Below are 22890 nucleotides of genomic sequence, written 5' to 3' on the forward strand. Positions count from 1 at the left end.
CACAGCGCCGCCGCCGCGGTTACACTCCGCGCCAACCGTACGATCGAGGGGAACTGCGATGCGTGTGCTGCTGGTCGAAGATCACCTGCAACTGGCCGAGAGCATGGCGCAGGCTTTCAAGAGTCAGGGCCTGACCGTTGACGTGTTGCATGATGGCGTCGCCGCCGACCTGGCGCTGGCCAGCGAGGAGTACGCGGCGGTGGTGCTGGACGTCGGTCTGCCGCGCATGGATGGCTTCGAGGTGCTGGCGCGTCTGCGCGGCCGCGGCAAGACCGTGCCGGTGCTGATGCTGACTGCGCGCAGTGACGTCAAGGACCGTGTCCATGGCCTGAACCTCGGGGCCGACGACTACCTGGCCAAACCTTTCGAAGTCACCGAGCTGGAAGCGCGGGTCAAGGCCTTGCTGCGCCGCAGCGTGCTCGGTGGCGAGCGCCAGCAGCGCTGCGGGCCGCTGGTGTATCACCTCGACACCCGGCGCTTCACCCTGGGCGACGAGCACCTGAGCCTGACGTCCCGCGAGCAGAGCGTGCTCGAAGCCCTGGTCGCCCGGCCCGGACGGGTGATGAGCAAGGAGCAGTTGGCGGCCCAGGTGTTCGGTCTGGATGAAGAAGCCAGCCCCGATGCCATCGAAATCTACATCCACCGCCTGCGCAAGAAACTCGATGGTCAGCCGGTGGCGATCGTGACCTTCCGCGGCCTGGGTTATCTGCTCGAGCACCGTGATGGCGGATAACGGCAGCTTGCGCGGGCGCCTGCTCGGTAACCTTGCGCTCTTGCTGGTGGTGCTGATGCTCGCCAGCGGCCTGAGCGCCTACTGGAACGGTCGGGAGGCGGCCGACACCGCCTACGACCGCACCTTGCTGGCCTCGGCGCGGACCATCGCCGCCGGTTTGTCCCAGCGCGACGGCACCCTCAGCGCCGATGTGCCCTACGTGGCGCTGGACACCTTCGCCTACGACAGCGCGGGACGTATCTACTACCAGGTGCTGGACATCAACCAACGGCTGATCTCGGGCTACGAGAACCTGCCGCCCCCGCCACCGGGCACGCCGCGCACCGACGACTACCCGGCCCTGGCGCGTTTCTACAACGCCACCTATCAGGGCCAGGACGTGCGGGTGGTGAGTCTGCTGCGGGCCGTCAGTGAGCCGAACATCAACGGCATGGCCGAGATTCGTGTGGCGGAAACCGAGGAAGCGCGCGAGAGCATGGCCCGCTCCCTGGCCGGCGACACCCTGCTGCGCCTTGGCATGTTGGCGTTCGGCGCGCTGGTGATGGTGTGGTTCGCGGTCAGCGCCGCGCTGCGCCCGCTGGAGCGCTTGCGCAGTGCCGTGGAAGAGCGCCAGACCGACGACCTGCGACCCTTGCCGCTGGTGCAGGTACAGCGTGAGCTCGAGCCGCTGGTGCGCGGCCTGAATCACTTCACCGAGCGTCTGCGCGGGCAGTTCGAGCGCCAGGCGCAGTTCATCGCCGAGGCTGCCCATGAACTGCGTACACCGCTGGCGGTACTCAAGGCCCGGGTCGAACTGGGTCTGCGCTCGGACCAGCCGCAGCAGTGGCGTCAGACCTTGACCGAAGCTGCCCAGGGCACTGATCGGCTGACTCACCTGGCCAACCAGTTGCTGTCGCTGGCACGGGTCGAGAATGGCGCGCGGGCGATCGCCGAAGGCGGCGCCCAGCGTCTGGACCTGACTCAACTGGCCCGCGAGCTGGGCATGGCCATGGCGCCGCTCGCCCATGCCCGCGGGGTGGCCCTGGCGCTCGAAGCCCAGGCCTCGGTGTGGCTCAAGGGCGAGCCGACCCTGCTCAATGAACTGCTCAGCAACCTGATGGACAACGCCCTGGCGCACACCCCGGTGGGCGGCAATGTGATTCTTCGCGTGCTGGCGCCCGCAGTGCTTGAGGTGGAGGACGACGGGCCTGGGATTCCTGCGGACGAACGGGAGATGGTCTTCGAGCGCTTCTACCGGCGCAGCGCCCAGGGTACCGGGCTGGGCCTGGCCATCGTCGGCGAAATCTGCCGTGCGCACCTGGCGCAGATCAGCCTGCACCAAGGCCACAGTGGCGGTTTGCGCGTTCGCGTGAGCTTCATCGCCGACACGCCGCTGGACGAGGCCTGAGGTCAGCGCAGCAGGTCACGGGCTTCGAGCAACTGCACCGCGTCCAGCTCGCTGCCCAGCGGCAGCTTCAGGTGGCGCCAGGCGGGCAGTGCCTGCAGGCTCTGGGTGTCGTCACGGCGCTGCAGGCCGCGGGCGATCTGGACGACATCGACGTAGTCGGCGCGGGCGGTTGTGCGTTGCACGTCGTCGATCTGGCTGGGCAAGGTGGCCAACTGTTCGGGGAAGTCCCAGGCGCTGAGCAGTTTGTCCCCGAGCGCTGGCTGAATCTGCTCGATCACGTACTGCAGGCATACCGGGTCGGACAGCAACTCGTCGTGTTCCTGGGCGTAGATCAGCACCGGCAGGGCGCCGATCTGATGTACCAGACCGCCCAGTGCCGCCTGGTCGGGCTTGAGGTCGGTGAAGCGGCGGCACAGGGCGTAGCTGATGCCGGCCACTTCCAGGCTGGTCTGCCACACTTCGCGCAGGGTTTGCTCTACCGCGGACGAACGGGCATGGAAGATCTGCTCGATCACCAGGCCGATGGCCAGGTTACAGCTGTAGTTGATGCCCAGTCGGGTGATTGCCGTGTGCAACTCGGTGACCTCGACCGAGGCGCGCAGCAACGGGCTGTTGACGACTTTGATCAGGCGTGCGGCCAAGGCCGCGTCCTGACCGATCACCCGGCTCAGGGCGGCCACGCTGATCTCGCTGTCTTCAGCGGCCTCACGGATGCTCAGGGCCACTTCGGGCAAGGTCGGCAACACGAGGTCGTCATTATCGATGGCAGCAAGCAACTGCGCTTGCACCGTCCTGGCCAGCTTGTTCATCAGGAATCTCTACCGCGGTGAGGGAGCAGCCCCACGCGGGTGGCGGGGCTGGTTGATCAGCGTTGGATTTCCTGATCGCGGTCCAGTTCATAGGGAAGCGTCAACACGTCCAGACGCGGCCCGTCGGGTGCGCCCAGGTGCAGGTTGTCGTCGGCCACCGAGTCGGCGCTGAGCACTGCCAGCAGCTCGGCGCCGGCATCAGTGCCGGCAGCCAGCACCACCTCGCCGACCGACGAAGCATGGGTCGGGGAGAAGATCTCGGTGCCCGGCGCAGGGGCTTCGCCGGATTCCAGCGTCAGACGGTACTGGCGCCGCTTGAGCTTGCCCAGGTACTGCATGCGCGCAACGATTTCCTGACCGGTGTAGCAGCCTTTCTTGAAGCTCACGCCACCGATGGCCTGCAGGTTGATCATCTGTGGAATGAACAGCTCGCGGGTGGCGCCGAAGACCTGGCCGATACCGGCGCGAACCTGGCCCAGCAGCCAGTCATTGAGAGTGCCCTGGGTCAGGCATGCGGCGAGGTGGTCGTGCACCTGACTGGCCTGTTCGGTGACCACCCACAGCTCGGCGCGGCCGGGGCTGATGCGGGTGGCGATCAGGCCGGGCTGACGCACCGTGGCGCCCGCTTCATCCGGCAGTTCCAGGCCCAGTGCCTGCAAGGCCGGCTGCGCATCGTGCAGACCGAAACGTGACCACAGGGCGCTGTCGTCGGTCAGCACGGCCTTGGAAAACACCGCGTATTTTTTCAGGTCGGCCAGCTGCGCTTCGAGCAACTCGCTGGCCATTGCCAAGAGATAGCCGTTGCCTTCCGGCAGGATGCGAAAGCTCGACTGCATCCGGCCCTTGACCATGCAGCGGGCGCCGAGGCTGGCGTGTGCATCGTCGAGGTAGTTGAGGTTGCAGGTCAGTTGGCCCTGCAGGAATTTGCCGGCGTCCGAGCCGCGGACGGCGAGCACGCCCTCGTGGCTGAGGGGGCAGTAGAAAGCGGTATCGGCCATGGGTCATCGCGGTAGCTGGAAAGTCTGGCGGCCATCATAGAACGCCGCTGCGCAAATAGGTAGGCGCATGGCCTGGGTGGTAACAGTGTGCGACCAATGCCGAGTGTCGCGCTGTCGCGCAGGCTGTATACTGCCCGGCCATTCGAGGAGGGCCCCATGGTCGAACAAACTGAACTCAATCGCCTGTTCTGGCACAGCCGCCGCGGCATGCTCGAGCTCGACGTGCTGCTGGTGCCGTTCACTCAGGAGGTCTACGCGACCCTGGGCGAGAGCGACCGCGCGCTGTACCGGCGCCTGCTCGAGTGCGAAGACCAGGACATGTTCGGCTGGTTCATGGAGCGCAACGAGTCGCAGGATCCGGAGCTGCAACGCATGGTCCGCATCATCCTGGACCGTGTCCAGCCCAAGTGACACCTTCGAATGCCGTTGGCACGGCTCGCGCCGCCTGCTGACGGCCTACCTGGCATGCCAGGCGCTGGCCGTGTGCGCCTTGGGGCTAAGCGCGGCGCCGGCTTGGCTGCTGGCGCTCGCCGCCGTGCTCGGTGTAGCGCACGCCTGTTGGGTCATCCCGCGTCATATCCTGCTCACTCACCCCGCCGCCATCACCGCATTGCGCCGCAGCCCACGCGGCTGGCAGCTGTTCAGCCAGCGCCACGGCTGGCAGCCAGTGCGCCTGTGCCGAGACAGCCTGGCAGTGCCCGGTCTGGTGGTGCTGCGCTATGTGCGCCAGGGGCGCAGGTTGAGTGAAAGCCAGTGCGTACTCGCCGATGCGCTGTGCCGTGAACAGCATCGCCGCCTGCGCCTGCGGCTGACCTTCAGCCGGCGACGCTGGCAAGCGCCCTGAGCGATCAGTGCCGGCCCACGGCCGGGTCGAGCACCGTATCGCGGGCCTCGGCGAGTGGCTGCGGATAATCGAGTGTGTAATGCAAGCCACGTGATTCCTTGCGCTGCATCGCCGAGCGGATCATCAGTTCGGCCACCAGGGCCAGGTTGCGCAGTTCGATCAGGTCGCGGCTGACCTTGTAGTTGCTGTAGAACTCGTCGATCTCGTCGAGCAGCATGCGCACACGGTGCGCAGCCCGTTGCAGGCGCTTGCTGGTGCGCACGATGCCTACGTAATCCCACATGAAGCGCCGCAGTTCGTCCCAGTTGTGGGCGATGATCACGTCTTCGTCGGAATCGGTGACCTGGCTGGCGTCCCAGCAGGGCAGGGTGCTCGGCATGCCGATCCGCTCCAGCTGGGCGATGATGTCGGCAGCGGCGGCGCGGCCATAAACGAAGCACTCGAGCAACGAGTTGCTGGCCATGCGGTTGGCCCCATGCAGGCCGGTGAAGCTGGTTTCGCCGATGGCGTACAGGCCGGGCACATCGGTGTGGCCCTGTTCGTCGACCATGACCCCGCCACAGGTGTAATGCGCCGCTGGCACCACCGGAATCGGCTGGCAGGTGATATCGATACCGAAGGCCAGGCAGCGCTCGTAGACCGTGGGAAAGTGCGCCTTGATGAACTCGGCCGGCTTGTGGGTGATGTCCAGATACACGCAATCGATGCCCAGACGCTTCATCTCGTGGTCGATGGCGCGGGCGACGATGTCGCGCGGGGCCAGTTCTTCACGGGCATCGAAGCGCGGCATGAAGCGTTCGCCATTGGGCAGGCGCAGCAGGGCACCTTCACCGCGCAGGGCTTCGGTGATGAGGAAGCTCTTGGCCTGCGGATGGTACAGGCAGGTGGGGTGAAACTGGTTGAACTCTAGGTTGGCGACCCGGCAGCCGGCGCGCCAAGCCATGGCGATACCGTCCCCGCAGGCACCGTCGGGATTACTGGTGTACAGGTAGACCTTGGCCGCGCCGCCGGTGGCGAGCACGGTGAAGCGGGCGCCGAAGGTGTCGACTTCTCCACTGTTGCGGTCCAGCACGTAGGCACCAAGGCAGCGCTGGCCGTTTAGGCCCAGGCGTCGTTCGGTAATCAGGTCGACTGCTACGCGTTGTTCGAGCAGTTCGATGTTGGGGCGTCGCCGTGCCTGCTCAAGCAACGCGGTGAAAATCGCCGCGCCGGTGGCATCGGCGGCATGGATGATGCGTCGATGGCTGTGACCGCCCTCACGGGTGAGGTGGAACTCGAAGCCGCTGTCATCACCGCCTGCCTGTTCGTCACGGGTGAATGGCACGCCTTGCTCGATCAGCCACTCGATGGCCTCGCGACTGTGCTCGACGGTGAAGCGCACGGCATCTTCGTGGCACAGGCCGCCACCGGCATTGAGCGTGTCCTCGACGTGGGACTGTACGGTGTCGGTGTCGTCCAGCACGGCGGCCACGCCGCCCTGGGCCCAGAACGTCGAGCCATTGGCCAGCTCGCCCTTGCTCAGCACCGCAACGCGCAGGTGCGTAGGGAGGTTGAGCGCCAGGCTCAAGCCCGCTGCGCCACTGCCGATCACCAGGACATCATGTTGGAATTGTTGGCTCATGTCGGGACACTAGTAATCTGGGGGAGGGGAACGGCACAATAGTCATGCGTAGGTGGCATTGTGAAACTATCGTGAATCGTCGCCGGGCTGCCTTTATAGCAGTCCCAGGTAGCTGATTTCCAACGGCGCTTGCGCCGGCGGAAGAATCTGCGTGGGAACTTTCCTACCTCTTGGGAAATCCCATGAAGGCTGCCCGCACGTCACAATTGCCGCGGCGACGCAGGGCAGCTGCTCTTATCGGGCGAAATCCTGCGTATTCGAGATCCTAATGTCGATGCAGTCAGCGGTGCCGGACTGCGTCGCTCGTGCGCGCCGACCAAGGGCCGCAGGAAACTTGCTTGGAGGGGAGAACTTTTGCCTAAAGCCCGAGTCTATGTTTGCAAGCCTGAACGGTGGCTTTTGCAACGCTCCTTCGAGTTCACTGAGGAGTGTTCATGCTAACCCAGGAAGAGGATCAGCAGCTTGTCGAGCGCGTGCAGCGCGGTGACAGGCGAGCGTTCGATCTGTTGGTGCTGAAGTATCAGCACAAGATTCTCGGGTTGATCGTGCGTTTCGTCCACGACACCCATGAAGCCCAGGATGTGGCGCAAGAGGCTTTCATCAAGGCCTACCGCGCCTTGGGAAACTTTCGTGGCGACAGTGCGTTCTACACGTGGCTGTACCGCATCGCCATCAACACGGCGAAGAACTATCTGGTGTCGCGAGGAAGGCGGCCTCCAGACAGCGATGTGAGTTCCGAGGATGCGGAATTCTATGACGGCGATCATGGCCTCAAGGATCTCGAGTCCCCAGAGCGCTCGTTGTTGCGGGATGAAATCGAAGGCACCGTCCATCGGACCATCCAGCAACTGCCAGAAGATTTGCGCACGGCCCTGACCTTACGCGAATTCGACGGTCTGAGTTACGAAGACATTGCCAGTGTCATGCAATGTCCGGTGGGTACCGTGCGCTCCCGAATCTTTCGCGCCCGGGAGGCCATTGATAAAGCCCTGCAACCGCTGTTGCAGGAATCCTGAGACAGCGGCGCTAGCCAAGAGAGGAACCGCCATGAGTCGTGAAGCTTTGCAGGAATCGCTGTCCGCTGTACTGGACAACGAAGCGGATGAACTGGAACTGCGTCGGGTGCTCAACGCCCTGGACGATCAGGACACCCGCGCGACCTGGTCGCGTTACCAGGTCGCTCGTGCGGCTATGCACAAAGAGTTGCTGATGCCCCAGCTGGACATCGCCTCGGCGGTATCCGCAGCATTGGCTGACGAGGCCGCTCCGGCCAAGGTCAAGCAGGGCCCATGGCGCAGCATCGGTCGCCTGGCGGTCGCAGCGTCGGTCACCGTTGCCGTTCTGGCGGGTGTTCGCCTGTACAACCAGGACGACATCACCGGTCCCGAACTTGCCGCGCAACAGCCTGCCCAGCAGACCCTGAGCGCTCCTCAGGCCCAAGGCCCTGCGGTGCTGGCGGGTTACAGCGAAAGCAGCGAACAGCCAACCGGCCCCATGGCCAACGGCGTCCTGCAGAACCAGGCGGGTTGGGATCAGCGTTTGCCCAACTACCTGCGTCAGCACGCCCAGGATTCCGCTGTGAAGGGTTCTGAGACTGCTCTACCCTATGCTCGTGCCGCCAGCATGGAAGACACCAAGTAAGCAGGAACATGCGTGCACCAGCCCTCCTGTCGCTGTTGATCGGCAGTTGCGCCGCAGTGCCAGCACTGGCCGCCAATTCTTCGCCACAAGCGAATGACTGGTTGCACAGGCTGGCACAGGCCGAGCGCCAACAGAGTTATCAAGGTTCGTTCATCTACGAACGCAACGGCAGTTTTTCTTCTCACCAAATCTGGCATCAAGCCGTCGACGGCAACGTCCGTGAGCGTCTCTCCCAGCTCGATGGTGAAGGCCAGGAAATCCTCCGCGTAAACGGTCAGGTCAAGTGCGCCACTGGCGATTTGCTTGACGGTGCAGCCGCACGTGCCGACACCGCGCACCGTATTCTCGATCCGCTGAAACTGATGAGCTGGTACGACCTGAAGGTCGCCGGCCAGTCGCGTGTGGCTGGTCGTGAAGCAGTGATCATCAGCCTCATCCCGCGCGACCAACATCGCTATGGCTTCGACCTTGACCTGGACAAGCGCACGGGATTGCCCTTGCGCTCGCTCATGGTCAATGAAAAAGGCCAGTTGCTGGAGCGTTATCAGGTGATCGCGCTCGACACCGATCGACCGCCCAGCGACAGCGAGCTGCGTCCTCGCCCAGCCTGCAAACCGCTCGAACCGGCCGTTGCCACGAGCACTACCGGTTTTGTTGGTTGGCGCTCCGACTGGCTACCGCCTGGCTTCGAGCTGATCGGCAGCAGTGGGCACGTTCGGGGTGATCAGGACAGCCAGGGCAGCAGCCTGTTGTACGACGATGGCCTGTCGCGCTTCTCTGTGTTTCTCGAGCCGATCAAGGATGCCAACGAGTCGGATATTCGTACACAGTTAGGCCCCACTGCTGCGGTATCCCGACACCTGGTTACCGCTAAGGGTGCGATCAGGGTCACTGTGGTCGGGGAGATTCCCTTGGGTACCGCTGAACGTGTGGCATTATCGGTAAGAGCCCAGGATGCCCAGGCCAGCCATTGAAAACGCCGGGTGAAGCGTGCCTTGCAGCCATGCGCTGAAACGAAATTAAAGCAATGTCATTTGCAATCCATGGGCAAATTTCTTATAGGTCTGTCTTTCCATGCAGCTGGCCTGCCCATGGCCTAGCGGAACCTAACTGCCAACTGCGCTCGTTGTGACGGGAGTCGTATGTCGATACCACGCTTGAAACCCTATCTGTCGATGTTTGCCGCCGTGCTGATGCTCGGGCAGGCGCTCGTGGCCCAGGCCGAGGAAGCGCTGCCGGACTTCACCACGCTGGTCGAGCAGGCGTCGCCTGCCGTCGTCAACATCAGCACCAAGCAGAAGCTGCCCGACCGGCGTATCGCCCAGGGGCAGATGCCTGATCTGGAAGGTCTGCCGCCGATGTTCCGCGAGTTCTTCGAACGCAGCCTGCCGCAGCAGCCGCGTTCGCCGCGCGGCGACCGTCAGCGCGAAGCGCAGTCGCTCGGGTCGGGCTTCATCATCTCCGCCGATGGTTACGTGCTGACCAACAACCATGTGGTCGCTGATGCCGACGAAATCATCGTGCGCTTGTCCGATCGCAGTGAGTTGCAGGCCAAGCTGGTGGGCACCGATCCGCGCACCGATGTCGCGCTGCTCAAGGTCGAGGGCAAGAACCTGCCCATCGTCAAGCTGGGCGATTCGCAGAAACTCAAGGTCGGGGAGTGGGTGCTGGCCATTGGCTCGCCGTTCGGCTTCGATCATTCGGTGACCAAAGGTATCGTCAGTGCCAAGGGCCGTACCTTGCCCAACGATAGCTACGTACCGTTCATCCAGACCGACGTGGCGATCAACCCCGGCAACTCCGGTGGGCCGCTGTTCAACATGAATGGCGAGGTCGTAGGTATCAACTCGCAGATTTTCACCCGCTCCGGCGGCTTCATGGGCCTGTCGTTCGCCATCCCGATCGACGTTGCCCTGGACGTTTCCAACCAGTTGAAGAAAGACGGCAAGGTCAGCCGCGGCTGGCTGGGCGTGGTGATTCAGGAGGTCAACAAGGACCTCGCCGAATCCTTCGGCCTCGACAAGCCAGCTGGTGCCCTGGTGGCGCAGGTGCTCGACGACGGTCCGGCAGCCAAGGGTGGGCTGCAGGTCGGCGACGTGATCCTCAGCATGAACGGCCAGCCCATCGTCATGTCCGCCGACCTGCCGCACCTGGTCGGCAGCCTCAAGGATGGCGACAAGGCCAAGCTTGAAATCATCCGCAACGGCAAGCGGCAGAACCTCGACATCGCCGTCGGTGCGCTGCCAGACGATGACGCTGATCTGAGTCCGGGCGCCAAGAAAGAAGGCGTCGAGCGCAGCAGCAACCGTCTTGGCGTGTCGGTCGCCGAGCTGACCGCCGAGCAGAAGAAGTCGCTCGAGCTCAAGGGCGGGGTGATGATCAAGGAAGTGCAGGACGGTCCAGCGGCGTTGATCGGTTTGCGTCCGGGTGATGTCATCAGCCACCTGAACAACCAGGCCATTCTCTCGACCAAGCAGTTCACCGAGATTGCCAAGGAACTGCCGAAGAATCGCTCGGTATCGATGCGGGTGCTGCGCCAGGGGCGCGCCAGCTTCATCACCTTCAAGCTGGCCGACTGATCGGCCATGAATCGACAAGGGCAGCTACGGCTGCCCTTGTCGTATGTGCCGGGCAGCCAGCCACGGGTCCATGGTCTGTATCGCGTCGTTCGCGTAGCAGGACGTTACCGGTTAACTGATCGGGAATCTCCCATAACCCTGCGGGTTGGGGTACAATTCCCGGCTATTTTTGGCGGGCGTCCGGCTCGCAGCCTTTTCGAGTGTTGACCCGTGAGTGATTTGAGTCATATCCGCAATTTCTCCATCATCGCCCACATCGACCATGGCAAGTCGACGCTGGCCGACCGTTTCATTCAGCTGTGCGGCGGCCTCACGGCACGCGAGATGGAGGCCCAGGTACTGGACTCCATGGACCTCGAGCGCGAGCGCGGCATCACCATCAAGGCCCACAGCGTCACGCTTCATTACAAGGCGCAAGACGGCAAGACCTACCAGCTGAACTTCATCGACACCCCGGGCCACGTCGACTTCACCTATGAAGTCAGCCGCTCGCTGGCTGCCTGCGAAGGTGCCTTGCTGGTGGTCGATGCCGGTCAGGGCGTCGAGGCGCAGTCGGTCGCCAACTGCTACACCGCCATCGAGCAGGGCCTGGAGGTCATGCCGGTGCTCAACAAGATGGACCTGCCGCAGGCCGACCCGGACCGCGTCAAGGACGAAATCGAGAAGATCATCGGCATCGACGCCACCGACGCCGTGGCCTGTTCGGCCAAGAGCGGCATGGGCGTCGACGAAGTGCTCGAACGCCTGGTGCAGACCATCCCGGCCCCCACCGGTGAAATCGATGCCCCGCTGCAGGCGCTGATCATCGACTCCTGGTTCGACAACTACCTGGGCGTGGTCTCGCTGGTGCGCGTGCGCCAGGGTCGGGTGAAGAAGGGCGACAAGATTCTGGTCAAATCCACCGGCAAGGTGCACCTGGTCGACAGCGTGGGTGTGTTCAACCCCAAGCACACCCAGACCGCCGATCTGAAGGCCGGCGAAGTCGGCTTCATCATCGGCAGCATCAAGGACATTCACGGCGCGCCGGTCGGCGATACCCTGACCCTGGCGGCCACGCCGGATGTCGAAGTGCTGCCCGGTTTCAAGAAGATCCAGCCGCAGGTGTATGCCGGCCTGTTCCCGGTCAGCTCCGATGACTTCGAGGATTTCCGCGATGCCCTGCAAAAGCTGACGCTCAACGACTCGTCCCTGCAATACATGCCGGAAAGCTCCGATGCGCTGGGCTTTGGCTTCCGCTGCGGTTTCCTTGGCATGCTGCACATGGAAATCATCCAGGAGCGCCTCGAGCGCGAATACGACCTGGACCTGATCACCACGGCCCCGAGCGTGATCTACGAGCTGGAACTGAAGACGGGTGAAACCATTGTGGTGGACAACCCGTCCAAGCTTCCGGATGTCTCGTCGGTCACCGATTTCCGTGAGCCCATCGTCACTGCCACCATCCTGGTGCCGCAGGAACACCTGGGCAACGTCATCACCCTGTGCATCGAGAAACGCGGCGTGCAGCGTGACATGCAGTTCCTCGGCAGTCAGGTGCAGGTGCGCTATGACATGCCGATGAACGAGGTGGTGCTGGACTTCTTCGACCGTCTGAAATCGACCAGCCGTGGCTACGCCTCGCTGGACTATCATTTCGACCGCTACCAGTCGGCCAATCTGGTCAAGCTGGATGTGTTGATCAACGGCGACAAGGTCGATGCCCTGGCGCTGATCGTGCACCGCGACAACGCGGCCTACAAAGGGCGTGCGCTGACCGAAAAGATGAAGGAACTGATCCCGCGGCAGATGTTCGACGTAGCGATCCAGGCAGCCATCGGTGGCCAGATCATTGCCCGAACGACCGTCAAGGCGCTCAGAAAGAACGTACTGGCCAAGTGTTACGGCGGCGACGTCAGCCGTAAGAAAAAGCTGCTGGAGAAGCAGAAGGCCGGTAAGAAACGCATGAAACAGGTCGGCAACGTGGAAATTCCACAGGAAGCCTTCCTCGCCGTGCTCAGGTTGGATAGCTAGGTCCTATGTCGCTAAATTTCCCGCTGTTGCTCGTCATCGCCGTAGCTGTCTGTGGTCTGCTGGGGCTGATCGATCTGCTGTTCCTGGCGCCGCGCCGTCGTGCGGCGATCGCCACCTATCAGGGCAGCGTCACTCAGCCTGAGGGTGCCGTGATCGAGCGCCTGAACAAGGAACCGCTGTTGGTCGAATACGGCAAGTCGTTCTTTCCGGTGCTGTTCATCGTGCTGGTGTTGCGTTCGTTTCTGGTCGAACCCTTCCAGATTCCGTCCGGGTCGATGAAACCAACGCTGGAAGTGGGCGATTTCATTCTGGTCAACAAGTTCTCCTACGGCATCCGCCTGCCGGTGATCGACAAGAAAGTCATCGAGGTGGGCGATCCCAAGCGCGGCGATGTGATGGTGTTCCGCTACCCCAGCGATCCGAACGTCAATTACATCAAGCGCGTGGTCGGCCTACCGGGTGACCAGATTCGCTATACCAATGACAAGCGTCTGTTCGTCAACGGGCAGGCGATTGCCGAGCAACTCGTCGGAACCGAGCCAGGAACCCTGGGCAGCGCAGAGCTGTACAAGGAAAAACTCGGCGAAGCCGAGCATCTGATCCGCAAGGAAATGAGCCGTTACCGCATGCCGCCCGACCAGCAGTGGACGGTGCCTGCCGGGCACTACTTCATGATGGGCGACAACCGCGACAACTCCAACGACAGCCGTTTCTGGGACGATCCGAACATTCCCAAGGAACTGCACGGCATGGTTCCGGACCGCAACATCGTCGGCAAGGCCTTCGCGGTCTGGATGAGCTGGCCCGAGCCCAAGCTCAGCCATCTGCCCAACCTGTCGCGGGTCGGCCTGATCCACTGATCCACCACGGCGCTGCCAGCCTGGCAGCGCCGAATGCATTTCTGACATAGGCTGTGTTCTTCAGGATCAGAGAATCCACCGGATCGGACGGTGGTCGCAGCCACGCAGTCTTCAGGACTTTGATTTGAACAACGCGTTGAATGACCCACAGGTGGCCGCATGAATGCCCCACTTGCCCGCCTCGAGCGCAAGCTCGGCTACACCTTCCAGGACCAGGAGCAAATGCTCCTGGCCCTGACTCATCGAAGCTACGCAGGTCGCAATAACGAGCGGCTGGAGTTTCTCGGTGACTCGATCCTCAACTTCGTCGCTGCCGAAGCGCTGTTCGAGCGTTTTCCGCAGGCCCGCGAAGGTCAGCTATCGCGGTTGCGTGCGCGCCTGGTGAAAGGTGAAACCCTGGCCCGACTGGCCCGCGGTTTCGATCTTGGCGACTACCTGCGCCTGGGGTCTGGTGAACTGAAAAGCGGTGGTTTTCGCCGCGAGTCGATTCTCGCCGATGCCCTCGAAGCGTTGATCGGCGCCATCTACCTCGACTCTGACATGCAGACCGCCCGCGAGCGTATCCTCGCCTGGCTGGCTGGCGAGTTCGAGAGCCTGACCCTGGTCGACACCAACAAAGACCCGAAAACCCGCCTGCAGGAATTCCTTCAGTCGCGTGCCTGCGAGCTGCCACGTTACGAAGTGGTCGACATCCAGGGCGAACCTCACTGCCGTACCTTCTTCGTCGAATGCGAAGTGGTGCTGCTGAACAACAAGAGCCGCGGCCAGGGCGTCAGCCGGCGCATCGCCGAGCAGGTCGCGGCAGCCTCGGCACTGATCGCCCTGGGCGTGGAGAATGGCAATGACTGAGAACACCCCGACCCGTTGCGGCTACGTGGCCATCGTCGGCCGGCCGAACGTAGGCAAGTCGACCTTGCTCAACCATATCCTCGGGCAGAAGCTTGCGATCACCTCGCGCAAGCCGCAGACCACTCGGCACAACATGCTCGGCATCAAGACCGAGGGTGATGTCCAGGCCATCTACGTCGACACCCCGGGCATGCACAAGGCCAACGACAAGGCCCTTAACCGCTACATGAACCGCAATGCCTCGGCCGCGTTGAAAGATGTCGACGTGGTGATTTTCGTCGTCGACCGCACCCGCTGGACCGACGAAGACCAACTGGTGCTCGAGCGTGTGCAATACGTCACCGGCCCGCTGATCATCGCCGTGAACAAGACCGACCGCATGGACGAGAAAGGCGACTTGATCCCGCACCTGCAATGGCTGCAAGAGCAATTGCCCAATGCCGAAGTGGTGCCGATCTCGGCTCAGCAAGGGCATAACCTCGATGCCCTGGAAAGCCTGATCGCCAAGCATCTGCCGGAAAACGAGCACTTCTTCCCGGAAGATCAGATTACCGACCGCAGCAGCCGCTTTCTCGCTGCCGAACTGGTGCGCGAGAAGATCATGCGTCAGCTGGGTGCCGAGCTGCCGTACCAGATCACCGTCGAGATCGAGGAGTTCAAGCAGCAGGGTGCGGTGCTGCACATCCATGCGCTGATCCTGGTCGAGCGGGATGGGCAGAAGAAAATCATCATTGGCGACAAGGGTGAACGCATCAAGCGCATTGGTTCCGAAGCGCGCAAGGACATGGAGCAGTTGTTCGACGCCAAGGTGATGCTCAACCTTTGGGTCAAGGTCAAGGGCGGTTGGTCCGACGACGAGCGCGCCCTGCGCTCGCTGGGCTACGGCGACCTGTAACCCCTCGATGGCCCGGACTGCTCCGGGCCATTTTCCTTGCGGGGCTTGCCCATGGAACATCCCGTCGGCCAACCGGCCTATGTGCTGCACAGTCGTGCCTACAAAGAAACCAGTGCGCTGGTCGACCTGTTCACGGCGCAGGGGCGCGTGCGTGCGGTATTGCGCCGCGCGCGTGGCAAGGGCGGTAGCCAGGTGCGGCCGTTCGTGCTGCTGGAGGTCGAGCTGCGCGGGCGAGGCGAGCTGAAGAACGTCAATCGTCTGGACACCGTGGGGGTGGCCGCCTGGCTGAACGGAGATGGGTTGTTCAGCGGGCTTTATCTCAATGAGCTGCTGATGCGCCTGCTCCCTGCCGAGGCCCCGCACCCGCATTTGTTCGAGCACTACACCCTGACCTTGCAGGCCTTGGCCGCCGGGCGGCCGCTGGAACCTCTGCTGCGGGCCTTCGAATGGCGCTTGCTGGATGAGCTGGGCTACGGCTTTTCCCTGACCCACGACATCGATGATCAGCCCATCGTCGCCGAGGGGCTTTACCGGCTGCTGGTCGATGCCGGTCTGCAGCGCGTCGAACTGGCGCAGCCGGGCCTGTTCAGCGGCATTCAGTTGCACGCGCTGGCTGAGGCCGACTGGGAGGCACCTGGCGCGCTGCTGGCCGGCAAACGTCTGATGCGCCAGGCCTTGGCCGTGCACCTGGGGAGCAAGCCGCTGGTCAGCCGGGAACTGTTTCGCAAGCGCTGATCCCGTCGTATGCTGTGCGGCTCAATCTTCAGGAGAGCCTTTCGTGACTCACAGCAACCGCATGCTTCTGGGCGTCAACATCGATCACGTGGCGACCCTGCGCCAGGCCCGCGGCACCCGCTACCCGGACCCGGTCAAGGCCGCACTGGATGCTGAAGAGGCTGGGGCCGACGGCATCACCGTGCACCTGCGTGAAGACCGCCGGCACATTCAGGAACGCGACGTGCTGCTGCTCAAAGATGTCCTGCAGACCCGCATGAATTTCGAGATGGGCGTCACCGAAGAGATGATGGCCTTCGCCGAACGCATCTGTCCGGCGCATATCTGCCTGGTGCCTGAAACGCGCCAGGAACTGACCACCGAAGGCGGACTGGACGTCGCCGGCCAAGAAGCACGGATCAAGGCTGCGGTCGAGCGTCTGGCGCGCACCGGTGCCGAAGTGTCGCTGTTCATCGACGCCGACGAACGCCAGATAGAAGCCTCTCGCCGGGTCGGTGCTCCGGCCATCGAGCTGCACACCGGCCGCTATGCCGACGCGCACAGCCCTGGCGAGACTGCCGATGAGCTGCGCCGCATCGCCGATGGCGTCGCCTTTGGTGTCGCCCAGGGCTTGATCGTCAATGCAGGGCACGGCCTGCATTACCACAACGTCGAGGCCATCGCCGCGATCAAGGGCATCAACGAGCTGAACATCGGGCACGCGCTGGTGGCACACGCCTTATTCGTAGGCTTCAAGTCCGCTGTAGCGGAAATGAAGGCGTTGATGCTCGCAGCGTCTAAGGCCTGAACGCGCGCATGAACACGCCCACGGCGCTGCGCACGTGGGCGTCGGCTTCTTCGCCGCTCAGCGCTGGCGCGTAGCCCAGCAGCAAGCGGTAGTCCGGGGCGCCCTTGACCAGGCAAAAGAAGTGTTCGGCCGCCCGCCGCGGATCGTCGACTCGCAACCAGCCGCGCTCGACGAACTTGCCCAGCAATCCCTCCATACCCGCCAGAATCCGCTGCGGCCCGGCTTCGTAGAAGTAGGTGCCGAATCCAGGGTCTTGATTGCCCACGGCCATGATCAGGCGGCTGAGCTGCACCGATTCGTCATCGCTGATCAGCGCCTGGAAGCTGCGCGCGATGCTCAGCAGCACCGCCTCAGGCTCGGCATCCTCTGGCAGCTCAAACAGCAGATCGGGCAGTTGTGCCTGGCAGGTCGCCATGACCGCGGCCTCGAACAGCGTCTGTTTGTCGGTGAAGTGGCTGTACACCGTAAGCTTCGACACTCCGGCGGCAGCGGCAACGGCATCCATGCTGGTGCTGGCGTAGCCCTGGCTGAGAAACAGCTGCTTGGCCGCCTGCAGGATGGCCTCACGTTTGTTCAGGTCCTTGGGACGGCCGGGGCCAGTGGGAGATTCGCTGTGCATGGGTATCCGAATGAAGTTGAGCGCAGACATCTGTTCGCAGGGTGGCGCATCTTAACGGGTTGCTCGGTGCAAGGCTGTAGGCACGTGCGCAATTGGGTGCTGATTTCCCTGTGACGCAGGCTTCCCGGCTTGGGTTCCCTGATTTACTATACCCGCCGGTATAAATATTAGAATGGCCCTGTGCAGAAGGACTTGCCCATGACGTCTCACCCGTTGCGCCTGCTGTTGCCTGCCGTTGCCTGTGTGTCGTTGCTGGGCTGCGGCGAAGACGACGTGGTTACCCAGGCGCCGCGCCCGGCGCTGGTCGTTCAGCCTTTCGTCGCTGTTGCCGGCAGTGAAAGCTACCCCGGTGAAGTGCGTGCTCGGCTCGAGCCGCCGCTGGCGTTTCGCATTCCAGGCAAGGTCAGCAAACGCCTGGTCGAGGAAGGGCAGCGGGTCAAGGCCAACCAGCCCTTGGCCGAGCTCGATCCGCAGGATGTACGCCTGCAGTTGCAGGCCAATCGGGCGCAGGTGGCCGCTGCACAAGCCAATCTGGCACTGGTCGGTGCCGAGCGTGATCGCTACCAGAAGCTGCTCGACCGGCAAATGGTCAGTCGCTCGCAGTACGACAACGCGGAAAATCTCTACCGTGCGGGCCTTGCCCGCCTGAGTCAGGCCAAGGCGGAGTTCGACGTGGCCGGTAACCAGGCCGACTACGCGGTGCTGCGCGCCCCGCAGGACGGCGTCATCGCCAGGCGTCAGATCGAAGTGGGTCAGGTGGTCGCGGCGGGGCAGACGGTGTTCAACCTGGCGGTCGATGGCGAGCGCGAGGTACAGATCAGCCTGCCCGAGCAGCAGTACGCGCGCTTTGCCATCGGCCAGCCGGTCAGCGTCGAGCTATGGTCGCAGCCCAACGCCCGCTACGAAGGGTGTATCCGCGAGCTGTCACCGGCAGCCGACCCCCAGTCGCGCACCTTCGCAGCACGTATCGCCTTCGCCGGCCAGGCCCCTGCGCAACTGGGACAAAGTGCCCGCGTGTTCATCGGTGCAGGTTCCACTACCACACTGTCGTTACCCCTGGCCGCGGTCAGCGCCGAACAGGGCCAGCGCTATGTGTGGCGGGTGACACCGCAGAATCGTCTGCAGCGGGTCAACGTCCAGCTCGGGGCCTATGGCAGTGACAGCGTGCCGGTGCTCGAAGGGATTGCAGCAGGCGACTGGATCGTCGCCGCAGGTGGTCATGTGCTGCGTGAAGGGCAGCAGGTGCGGCCGGTGGATCGCAGCAACCGCACCGTCGACCTGGCTGGCAAGGAGTAAGCCTGGATGTCGTTCAATCTTTCCGCCTGGGCACTGCGCAATCGCCAGATCGTAGTGTTCCTGATGATCCTGCTGGCCTTGGCCGGCGCGCTTTCCTACACCAAGCTCGGACAAAGCGAAGATCCTCCGTTCACCTTCAAAGCCATGGTCATCCGCACCTTGTGGCCGGGAGCCAGTGCCGAAGAGGTGTCGCGACAAGTCACCGAGCGCATCGAAAAGAAGCTCATGGAGACCGGCGAGTACGAGAAGATCGTCTCGTATTCGCGCCCCGGTAAGTCGATGGTCACCTTCATGGCCCGCGATTCGCTGCATTCGGATGCCATCCCCGAGCTGTGGTACCAGGTGCGCAAGAAGATCAGCGACATCCGTCACACCTTGCCCCCCGAGGCACAAGGACCGTTCTTCAACGACGAGTTCGGCACCACCTTCGGCAACATCTACGCTTTGACCGGCAAAGGCTTCGACTACGCCGTGCTCAAGGACTACGCCGATCGTATTCAAGTGCAGCTGCAGCGGGTCAAGGATGTCGGCAAGGTCGAGCTGCTCGGGCTGCAGGACGAGCGCATCTGGATCGAGTTATCCAACCTCAAGCTGGCGACCCTGGGCGTGCCGCTGGCAGCGGTGCAGCGGGCGCTGGAGGAGCAGAACGCGCTGAGCAGCGCCGGCTTTTTCGAAACCCCCAGCGAGCGCGTGCGACTGCGCGTCAGTGGGCGCTTCGACAGCGTCGAGCAGATCCGCCAGTTCCCCATTCGCGTTGGCGAGCGCACCCTGCGTATCGGCGACATCGCCCAGGTGCAGCGTGGCTTCAACGACCCGCCTGCGCCGCAGATGCGCTTCATGGGCGAGGATGCCATCGGCCTGGCCGTGTCGATGAAGGACGGTGGCGACATCCTGGTGCTGGGCAAGGCGCTGCAAGGCGAATTCGCCCGCCTGGCGCAGAACTTGCCGGCCGGTATGGAGTTGCGCAAGGTGTCGGATCAGCCCGCGGCGGTCAAGGCCGGGGTCGGCGAGTTCGTCAAGGTGCTGGTCGAAGCACTGGTGATCGTGCTGCTGGTGAGTTTCTTTTCCTTGGGCCTGCGCACTGGGCTGGTGGTGGCTCTGGCGATTCCGCTGGTGCTGGCCATGACCTTCGCCGGCATGCAGTTCTTCGGCATCGGCCTGCACAAGATTTCCCTCGGCGCGTTGGTGCTGGCTTTGGGCCTGTTGGTCGACGACGCGATCATTGCCGTGGAAATGATGGCGATCAAGATGGAGCAGGGCTACGACCGCCTCAAGGCGGCCAGCTATGCCTGGACCAGCACCGCGTTCCCGATGCTCACCGGCACGCTGATCACCGCCGCAGGGTTCTTGCCGATCGCCACCGCCGCATCGAGTACCGGGGAATACACCCGTTCGCTGTTCCAGGTGGTGACCCTGGCATTGCTGGCGTCCTGGGTGGCGGCGGTCCTGTTCGTGCCGTACCTGGGTGACCGCCTGCTGCCAGACCTGGCCAAGCGCCATGCTACGGGACCTGCCGGCCAGGGACACGATCCCTACGCCACGCCGTTCTACCAGCGCGTACGGCAGGTGGTGCAGTGGTGCGTGCGGCGACGCAAGACAGTCATCGTGCTGACCCTCGCCGCGTTCGCAGGCAGCCTGCTGCTGTTTCGCTTCGTGCCGCAGCAGTTCTTCCCGGCCTCGAGCCGTCCCGAGCTGATGGTCGACTTGAAACTCGCCGAGGGTGCTTCGTTGAGCAACACCGCCGAACAGGTCAAGCGCCTGGAAAGCCTGCTCAAAGACCGCCCCGGCATCGACAACTACGTGGCTTACGTCGGCACCGGCTCACCGCGGTTCTATCTGCCGCTCGACCAACAGCTGCCGGCCACCAGCTTCGCCCAGTTCGTGGTGTTGGCCCATTCGCTTGAGGACCGTGAGCAACTGCGCAGTTGGCTGATCGATACCCTGCAAGAGCAGTTTCCCGATGTGCGTTCGCGGGTGACCCGCCTGGAGAACGGTCCGCCTGTGGGCTACCCGGTGCAGTTCCGCGTCACCGGCGAGCACATCGAGCAGGTGCGCGCGCTGGCCAGACAGGTGGCCGAGCAGGTGCGGCAGAACCCGCACCTGGTCAACGTGCACCTGGACTGGGAAGAGCCGAGCAAAAGCGTGTTCCTGCAAGTCGATCAGGATCGTGCGCGGGCGCTGGGCGTGAGCACCGCGCAGTTGTCGAGGTTCCTGCACAACACCCTGACCGGGGGTACGGTCAGCCAGTACCGCGAAGACAACGAGCTGATCGAAATCCAGTTGCGTGGCACGGCGCCTGAGCGTGCCGACCTGGGCAGCCTGGCCAGCCTGGCGATTCCCACCGACAACGGCGGTAGCGTGGCGCTGTCGCAGGTGGCGACCCTGGAGTACGGTTTCGAGGAAGGCATCATCTGGCACCGTGAGCGGTTGCCGACCGTGACCGTGCGCGGCGACATCTATGATCAGCAGCAGCCGGCGACGCTGGTCGCGCAGATTCTGCCGAGCCTGGAGCCGATCCGCGCGCAACTGCCTGAGGGTTACTTGCTGGAAGTGGGCGGCACACTGGAGGATTCGGAGCGTGGCCAGGCCTCGGTGAATGCCGGCATGCCGCTGTTCGTCGTCGTGGTGCTGACCCTGCTGATGCTACAACTGCGCAGTTTCTCACGCACGCTGATGGTGTTTCTCACCGCGCCTCTGGGCTTGATCGGCGTGACCTTGTTCCTGCTGCTACTGCGCCAGCCGTTCGGCTTCGTCGCCATGCTCGGCACCATCGCCCTGACCGGGATGATCATGCGCAACTCGGTGATTCTGGTTGACCAGATCGAACAGGACATCGCCGCCGGTCTGGATCGCTGGCAGGCCATCATCGAGGCGACGGTGCGCCGTTTTCGACCCATCGTGCTCACTGCGCTGGCGGCCGTGCTGGCGATGATTCCGCTGTCGCGCAGTGTGTTCTACGGGCCGATGGCGGTGGCGATCATGGGCGGGCTGATCGTGGCGACGGCGTTGACCCTGCTGTTTCTGCCGGCGCTGTATGCGGCGTGGTTCAGGGTCAGGAAAGCCTAGGGCAGAGCGGGCGAGGAATTCCTCGCCCGCTCGGCTTCAGAGCAGGCCGAAGACTTTCTTGGCCAGGCTGGTGGCGGCCTGGGCGGGGTTTTGACGGATGCTTTGTTCCTGCTTGGCGATCATCTCGAACAGGCCATCGAGGGCCTTCTCGGTGACATAGTTCTCGATGCTGACATTCTTGCCTTTGCCCAGCCCAAGCGCCGCAGCCTGACCGGCGAAGGCGTTGTACTGCTGGACCACGCCGACCTGGTCGGTGGCTTGTTTGACGATGGGCAGGAACTTGGCGCGGATCTGCTCGCGGCTGCTGGTGTTGAGGTACTGGGTGGCCGAGTCCTGGCCGCCTTGCAGGATACCCTTGGCATCGGCCACGCTCATTTTCTTCACCGCATCGACCAGAATCGCCTGGGCTTGCGGCACTGCGGCTTCTGCCGCTTTGTTCATGCTGGTTTCCAAGGCCTCGACCTGCTCACCTTTACCGAACATCTTCATGGCCTTGGCTGCCTTGCCAAGGTTGCCAGGCAACTCGATACGCACGTCGGGGTTGTTGTTGAAGCCGCCTGGGGTACCCAGTTGCTTGACGGCAATCTGCGCACCTTGGGTCAGCGCATCTTTCAGGCCGCCGGCGGCGTCGTTCTGGCTCAGGTCGCCGAGCGACAGCGCCAGCGCGCTGGCCGACAGGAGCAGGCCGGCACACAGGGTGGTCAAGCGAGCGGAGAGACGAATCATGGAAATATCCTTTGCTGGAGAAACGGGAGGTCACTGAACCTGGTCGAGTTTGATCCGCAGCGGCTGCGGATCGTGACCGTTGAGCCGGACCGACTGTTGCTGGGTGTTTGTGAACAGCAATTTGCCCTCCAGTTCAATACGGGCGTTGATTGCATAGCGATGGCCGGGCTTGATCTGGCTGGGGTCGTAGTTCAACTCAAACGGCAGTGGCACGTTGCCTTTCACCGGGCCGGCCTGACTGGCCAGGGTGGTCGCCGGAGCATCCGCGAGGGAGACGTCCTGCAGGCTGACGCTCAGCGTTGCGGCAGGAGGCAGTGCGATGCGTTGCAGGTAGAAGACTTCACCAGCCAGGCTGGCGGTGGGAGCAGGGGCGTTGCTGGAACAGGCGGCGAGCAACGAGGCGCAGCACAGCGCGAGGAGCTTTTTCATGGCGTC

The 22890-nt window shown here is 63.4% G+C and carries 22 protein-coding genes; 16 read left to right on the plus strand and 6 right to left on the minus strand.

The window, feature by feature from the left end; genetic code table 11:
• Nucleotides 1-58: 58 nt before the first annotated feature.
• Entirely contained in the window at nt 59-733 is a 675-nt protein-coding gene (locus tag LK03_RS10635; protein ID WP_038412307.1) for a response regulator, read from the plus strand.
• Nucleotides 723-2120: a sensor histidine kinase gene (locus LK03_RS10640; protein WP_038412308.1), complete on the plus strand. Its 1398-nt coding sequence runs from the start codon at nt 723-725 to the stop codon at nt 2118-2120. Before LK03_RS10635 ends, LK03_RS10640 begins: the two co-directional genes overlap by 11 nt.
• 2 nt (nt 2121-2122) lie before the next feature.
• On the opposite strand, the gene LK03_RS10645 is transcribed toward LK03_RS10640, so the two are convergent.
• Nucleotides 2123-2929, minus strand: a complete 807-nt coding sequence (locus LK03_RS10645; protein ID WP_038412309.1) for an HDOD domain-containing protein — start codon at nt 2927-2929, stop codon at nt 2123-2125.
• 56 nt (nt 2930-2985) lie between these two features.
• Nucleotides 2986-3927, minus strand: a complete 942-nt coding sequence (locus LK03_RS10650; protein ID WP_038412310.1) for a YgfZ/GcvT domain-containing protein — start codon at nt 3925-3927, stop codon at nt 2986-2988.
• Between the two features lie 156 nt (nt 3928-4083).
• On the opposite strand from LK03_RS10650, the gene LK03_RS10655 reads away from it, so the two are divergent.
• Nucleotides 4084-4338: a succinate dehydrogenase assembly factor 2 gene (locus LK03_RS10655; RefSeq protein ID WP_028696741.1), complete on the plus strand. Its 255-nt coding sequence runs from the start codon at nt 4084-4086 to the stop codon at nt 4336-4338.
• On the plus strand, nt 4322-4771 hold the full coding sequence (locus tag LK03_RS10660; protein WP_038412311.1) for a protein YgfX: 450 nt from the start codon (nt 4322-4324) through the stop codon (nt 4769-4771). Before LK03_RS10655 ends, LK03_RS10660 begins: the two co-directional genes overlap by 17 nt.
• Nucleotides 4772-4775: 4 nt before the next feature.
• Here LK03_RS10660 and nadB read toward each other — a convergent pair whose 3' ends face one another.
• Nucleotides 4776-6392 (minus strand): L-aspartate oxidase, encoded by a 1617-nt coding sequence (gene nadB, locus LK03_RS10665; RefSeq protein WP_038412312.1) that lies wholly within the window; start codon nt 6390-6392, stop codon nt 4776-4778.
• Nucleotides 6393-6826: 434 nt separating this feature from the next.
• Here nadB and rpoE point away from each other — a divergent pair, with 434 nt between their 5' ends.
• From rpoE to pdxJ, 10 genes are all read left to right on the plus strand, one after another.
• Nucleotides 6827-7408, plus strand: coding sequence for an RNA polymerase sigma factor RpoE (rpoE, locus tag LK03_RS10670; RefSeq protein ID WP_011535354.1), 582 nt, complete (start codon nt 6827-6829; stop codon nt 7406-7408).
• A gap of 31 nt (nt 7409-7439) precedes the next feature.
• Nucleotides 7440-8033, plus strand: a complete 594-nt coding sequence (locus tag LK03_RS10675) for an RseA family anti-sigma factor (protein WP_038412313.1) — start codon at nt 7440-7442, stop codon at nt 8031-8033.
• Nucleotides 8034-8041: 8 nt separating this feature from the next.
• Nucleotides 8042-9007, plus strand: coding sequence for a MucB/RseB C-terminal domain-containing protein (locus LK03_RS10680; protein ID WP_038412314.1), 966 nt, complete (start codon nt 8042-8044; stop codon nt 9005-9007).
• Between the two features lie 201 nt (nt 9008-9208).
• Nucleotides 9209-10612 (plus strand): DegQ family serine endoprotease, encoded by a 1404-nt coding sequence (locus tag LK03_RS10685; RefSeq protein ID WP_430962076.1) that lies wholly within the window; start codon nt 9209-9211, stop codon nt 10610-10612.
• A gap of 210 nt (nt 10613-10822) precedes the next feature.
• Nucleotides 10823-12622: a translation elongation factor 4 gene (lepA, locus tag LK03_RS10690; RefSeq protein WP_038412316.1), complete on the plus strand. Its 1800-nt coding sequence runs from the start codon at nt 10823-10825 to the stop codon at nt 12620-12622.
• A gap of 5 nt (nt 12623-12627) precedes the next feature.
• Nucleotides 12628-13482, plus strand: a complete 855-nt coding sequence (lepB, locus tag LK03_RS10695) for a signal peptidase I (protein ID WP_038412317.1) — start codon at nt 12628-12630, stop codon at nt 13480-13482.
• Nucleotides 13483-13641: 159 nt separating this feature from the next.
• On the plus strand, nt 13642-14331 hold the full coding sequence (rnc, locus tag LK03_RS10700) for a ribonuclease III (protein WP_038412318.1): 690 nt from the start codon (nt 13642-13644) through the stop codon (nt 14329-14331).
• Entirely contained in the window at nt 14324-15226 is a 903-nt protein-coding gene (era, locus tag LK03_RS10705; RefSeq protein WP_038412319.1) for a GTPase Era, read from the plus strand. Before rnc ends, era begins: the two co-directional genes overlap by 8 nt.
• Nucleotides 15227-15277: 51 nt before the next feature.
• Nucleotides 15278-15961, plus strand: coding sequence for a DNA repair protein RecO (gene recO / locus LK03_RS10710; protein ID WP_038412320.1), 684 nt, complete (start codon nt 15278-15280; stop codon nt 15959-15961).
• A 61-nt stretch (nt 15962-16022) separates the two neighbouring features.
• Entirely contained in the window at nt 16023-16748 is a 726-nt protein-coding gene (pdxJ, locus tag LK03_RS10715; protein ID WP_430962077.1) for a pyridoxine 5'-phosphate synthase, read from the plus strand.
• Here pdxJ and LK03_RS10720 read toward each other — a convergent pair.
• A complete protein-coding gene (locus LK03_RS10720) occupies nt 16738-17367 on the minus strand; it encodes a TetR/AcrR family transcriptional regulator (RefSeq protein WP_167334492.1) in 630 nt (209 codons plus the stop codon). The two genes, pdxJ and LK03_RS10720, sit on opposite strands and share 11 nt — an antisense overlap.
• Before the next feature lie 198 nt (nt 17368-17565).
• Between LK03_RS10720 and LK03_RS10725 the strand changes: the two genes are divergently transcribed.
• Nucleotides 17566-18663 (plus strand): efflux RND transporter periplasmic adaptor subunit, encoded by a 1098-nt coding sequence (locus LK03_RS10725; protein ID WP_038412322.1) that lies wholly within the window; start codon nt 17566-17568, stop codon nt 18661-18663.
• Nucleotides 18664-18669: 6 nt separating this feature from the next.
• Nucleotides 18670-21729 (plus strand): efflux RND transporter permease subunit, encoded by a 3060-nt coding sequence (locus tag LK03_RS10730; RefSeq protein WP_038412323.1) that lies wholly within the window; start codon nt 18670-18672, stop codon nt 21727-21729.
• A 36-nt stretch (nt 21730-21765) separates the two neighbouring features.
• Here LK03_RS10730 and LK03_RS10735 read toward each other — a convergent pair whose 3' ends face one another.
• A complete protein-coding gene (locus LK03_RS10735) occupies nt 21766-22455 on the minus strand; it encodes a DUF4197 domain-containing protein (RefSeq protein WP_038412324.1) in 690 nt (229 codons plus the stop codon).
• Nucleotides 22456-22485: 30 nt separating this feature from the next.
• Nucleotides 22486-22884 (minus strand): YbaY family lipoprotein, encoded by a 399-nt coding sequence (locus LK03_RS10740; protein WP_038412325.1) that lies wholly within the window; start codon nt 22882-22884, stop codon nt 22486-22488.
• Nucleotides 22885-22890 lie beyond the last annotated feature (6 nt).

Origin of the sequence: Pseudomonas cremoricolorata (assembly GCF_000759535.1) — a bacterium.
GTDB classification, from domain to species: Bacteria; Pseudomonadota; Gammaproteobacteria; order Pseudomonadales; family Pseudomonadaceae; genus Aquipseudomonas; species Aquipseudomonas cremoricolorata_A.